At 38.2% G+C, this 4,209-nt stretch carries 2 protein-coding genes and 1 pseudogene; all 3 read right to left on the reverse strand.

Annotation, left to right across the window (positions count from 1 at the left end):
• A pseudogene (locus tag ACEW8O_RS25285) lies at window positions 1-208 on the reverse strand (hypothetical protein); the annotation flags it as partial.
• Window positions 195-2,870, reverse strand: a complete 2,676-nt coding sequence (locus tag ACEW8O_RS25290; protein ID WP_373497411.1) for a two-component regulator propeller domain-containing protein — start codon at window positions 2,868-2,870, stop codon at window positions 195-197. The gene ACEW8O_RS25290 and the pseudogene ACEW8O_RS25285, both read right to left, overlap by 14 nt.
• A gap of 409 nt (window positions 2,871-3,279) precedes the next feature.
• Window positions 3,280-4,209 (reverse strand): T9SS type A sorting domain-containing protein (locus tag ACEW8O_RS25295; protein WP_373497412.1); only part of this gene is annotated, 930 nt, incomplete at its 5' end.

Consider the following 4,209-nt stretch of genomic DNA (forward strand, 5'->3'; position numbering starts at 1 on the left):
CAGGCATATTAATATCCAAAATAATCAATAGGGGAGTTTTTCTGTTTGATAATTTGACTATAAAATCCAATCCCTCTTTCGGATTTGAAAAAGTAAAGATTTGATCTGTCAGGTTACTTTCTGAGACCATCAGTTCATGCAGAAATAATATTCCAGGTTCGTCATCAACGATGATGAAAGGTATATTTCTTACATTATTTTCCATCATGCTCTTCAAGTTTTGTGTTTAATTCACGTAGAATCTTGTCCAATTCCATTGAGGTAACTTCTATGTCCTCCATGATGTCCTGCTTACTTAATTTGACATTTCTGTAGTTTTCATAGTTTCTCAAAGTACTGATCATCCCTAAGATTTTTGAAAGAGGTCCTCTGAATTTGTGCGATTGGGCCCACGCTACATCTTCCAACAATTTATTATGCTTTTCGACATTTTCCAAAGCCATGGTCAGGCTTTGGTTTTGAAGCTCCAGGTCTCTGGTCTGTGATCTGATTTTTTCCTCCAGTTGAAGTTTCAGTCTTTTATTTCTTATCAAGGTATTCACAAAAAAGCCAAGTACAAATATGAGAAATACACTTAGGATTTTGAACCATATCGTTTGGTAAAAAAATGCAGCTACTGAAAAATTGACTGAGGCAATCTCAGAAGCTTCTCCAAATTGTTCTGATTTAACCTGGAACTCATAATTGCCTGGTGGTAAGCCCGAGAAATAGGCTACAATCCGGTTGTCATTATCAATCCATTCTTTCCCCAATTCCTTGATCCTGTAATAATACCTAATGGCAAGCGGCTTTTCAAATTCTATATTTCCATATTTGATATTGAAAAAAGTCATACCCGGAGGGACCTGAATATTATTGCTGAAATCAATTTCATTGTTCCCATAATTCAGAGTCTCAATGTAGGGTACAGAAATCCCCCTGCGTGTCCTGATGTTTTTCGGATCTACTATGACAGCCCCTTCCATACTTGGGAATATGATTTTTCCATTTGTCAATTTCCAGCCTGATGGATGAAATCCTCCATTAAACTCATTATTTAATAAACCATCTGATTTGTCAAATAAAGTGGTTGAGATTCTATAATCATTGTCATCCGAATTTTTGAGCGCCATCAAGTGGTCGATCAACACACTTTGAATTCCGTGATTCCCTGTAATCCATAACATCCCTTCCCCATCAGGAATCATTTTATAAATGGTTTCAAATTGAAAACCATTCTTTTTACCATAGATCTTAAGGTGCCCATTCTTATAAGAAAGCAAACCATCGGGTGTTCCTATCCACAGGTCTCCCTCAGGATCTTCCCAAATACCTGTTGTCATTTGGGAAGGGGCTATTTCGTGGACAGGGAAATGCCTGATGTTTTCGTTTAGATCCATACTGAAAAAACCATTACCATAGGTTCCAAACCAGAGCATTCCCTTGGAATCCTCCATTCCAAAAATGATCTCAGCATTAACTAGAGCACTTTGGAGTTGGATGGTTTTCAATTCATCCTTGGGTGTTAATTTTTGAAGGTTACCATTGATTGTTCCTATCCAAATATTATCCTTTGAATCCTTCATTAAACTATAAATCATCTGTTCCTCCAATCCGGATTCTTTCGAGGGGACCTTTTCAACTTTTAAGGAAGGTAAATGTATTCTATTTAAACCATTTCCGGTTCCTGCAAAAATATATTCACCTCTCTGTGCAATACTCAAAACAAGGTCGTGGCTTAAGCCATCTTGCATTGAAAACGTTCTGACCCCATCAGCAGTGACCCGGTTCAGACCACCGCCCGGGGTGCCGAGCCAAATCCCCCTTTCACTATCTTCGAAAGTAGCGAGAATGACACTATGGCTTAGTCCCGCTTTTTCATCAATAATTTCCACATTGGCCTTTCCATATCTCGAAATACCCATTCCCAAACCACTGATCCAAACGGCATTTTGATTGTCTTCGTAAATGTCCCATATCTCGTTCAGTGAGGCGTTGATGTTGGGGAAAGAAAATATTTGGTCATCAAGTATTTTATAAATTCCATTGGCACTTGTCCCAATCCAGATCCCGGCATCCTGTGGAGAATATTGAAGTGCAGTTATTTTGTCAAAACCTGATTTAATTGGCAAATCAATCTTTTTGATCTCGTTATTTTCCATGACATATAGACCATGAAGTCTGGTGCCAATGTAAATTTTCCGGTCTGCTGACACAGCAATGGTTTTGACATCTACATTGGTCAGAAGCTCATAGGAACTGAATTTTTCAGTATTTAAGTTATAGGAATAAAAACCATTTGGTCCTCCTATCAGAATTTCATTTCCAGCTGAAAGCAGTTGCCGGATGTATCCCATTTTAAAATTTTCCGGAGAATTGATTTTTTTAAAAACATGCCCGTCAAATATCACTAAGTTTCCATTTTGCGTGCCTAAAAATATTTCCCCAGATGAGGTTTCTGTAATTGCGGTTAGCCTGGTAGGACCTAGGTCAGCTGAACTTGGAAATACTTTTAGATCATTGAATTCGGCATAAACCAACGCAATCGAGTTTGCGGCGTATACCCCCCCTTTTTTAGAAAGCGTTAAGTCATTGAAGGTCGCAGTTTGGATATCGGGTGTATTCCTATGGTCAAAATTCATGAAAGTCCTGCCATCAAAGAGAACAAGCCCTTCCTCTGTGGCCATCCATACGAAACCGTTACTGTCCTGGACAGTCCTGAACACAGTATTTACCGGAAGGCCATTTGAATTGTCCCAGTCTGTTCTTACAAAAATTGTCTCCTTTTCAATCAGATTCCATTTCTGGGCATAAGAGTTTTCGAAAACAAAAAAAGAAAGAAGAAGTGCAAATGATAATATCCTTGAAAATAAATAAAATCTAAATTTCATCGTGATTGAAATATTTTTAATCGGAGAGTTAGGTAGTTTAAATCGGAGAGTTAGGTGGAATCAAAACTGGATTTAATAGGTAAGTTTTGACAATATTTTTTGTTAGAATTAAATAATCAGAATTTTCAATAGGTATATATGGGGTTTTATATGATAAATCAAGTTTCTACTGAGAATATGGTTTTTGATAATTGAATATAAAGTTCATCTCATCCTTACCGTTATTCAATTCAAATTATTTATTAAGTATGTATGCAATGATGCCACTAAAATGGCAATACAATATAATTCTTGTCAGGAGATTGAAGTGTACGGTACATCGGTCTTCCGACTTCGTCCCGATAGCTATCGGGATCCGTCCCGATTGAAGAAGAATATTGGGTTACTGGCAAAGAAGCTGATATCCATTTTATTTCCTAACAACTCTTATGGTTTCTTTTTTGTAACCATCTATGATTTCAACCAATAAAATACCTTTAGGCAAATCTTTGATGATATCATCCAAAACTATTGTTTGTCTGTTGGCTGAAATTGTTTTGATGGATTTTCCCGTGACAGTGGAGATGAATATCTGAACTTGATCATCTTGGCTGACGGGCAGGCCATGAAACCTTATAGAAAGCCTGTTTCCTTCAAAAGGATTTGGATAGGCCAACCACTCAGATTCCCTTACCATTTTCTGTTCAGGAACCAAAACTGAAATGACCTTGCTCATATAAACTTTTTCGGTGATATCCTCTGTTCTGATCCGGTAATAAACACGGCCTCCTGAAGGAGGAAGATGATTGTCCAAAAACCGGTAAACACCTTCGTTATACCCATAACCATCCACACTGCCCAAATCCTCAAAATTTGAAATACCTCCAATTGACCTTTCTATAAAATACTGGCATGGATATTTTTCCAAAGTTGTGATCCATTCGATCTCCACATTCCTGTTTTCTTGATTTAATCTGGCTTCAAACAAATCCCACTTTTGGGATAGGATAGATGACCATTCCACGAAATAATTTTCAATTACAACACATCCGGAGGAATCGGTAACTGTAACTTCATAGTCTCCTGAGGGGAGATTGGTTATGGTGTAGGAACTGCTAACACCGGAGACAGAACCCGAATGTCCTGCAGGGTCACTTTGCCAGGCAATGGTATAGGGTGCATTCCCGCCGCTGACATCGACTCGTATTGATCCGGTACTTGAATTGATCTTGCTGGGGGTGATTTCAACTGAAATATTAAACACAGGAATAATGACCGTATTTGTTACTGACCTCACTGTGCCGCTATTATCGGTAGTGGTAAGGGTTACCGGATAACTTCCCGGTTGTGGAAAGCTGAA

Origin of the sequence: Aquiflexum sp., from assembly GCF_041749095.1 — a bacterium.
In the GTDB taxonomy this organism is placed as follows: Bacteria; Bacteroidota; Bacteroidia; order Cytophagales; family Cyclobacteriaceae; genus Aquiflexum.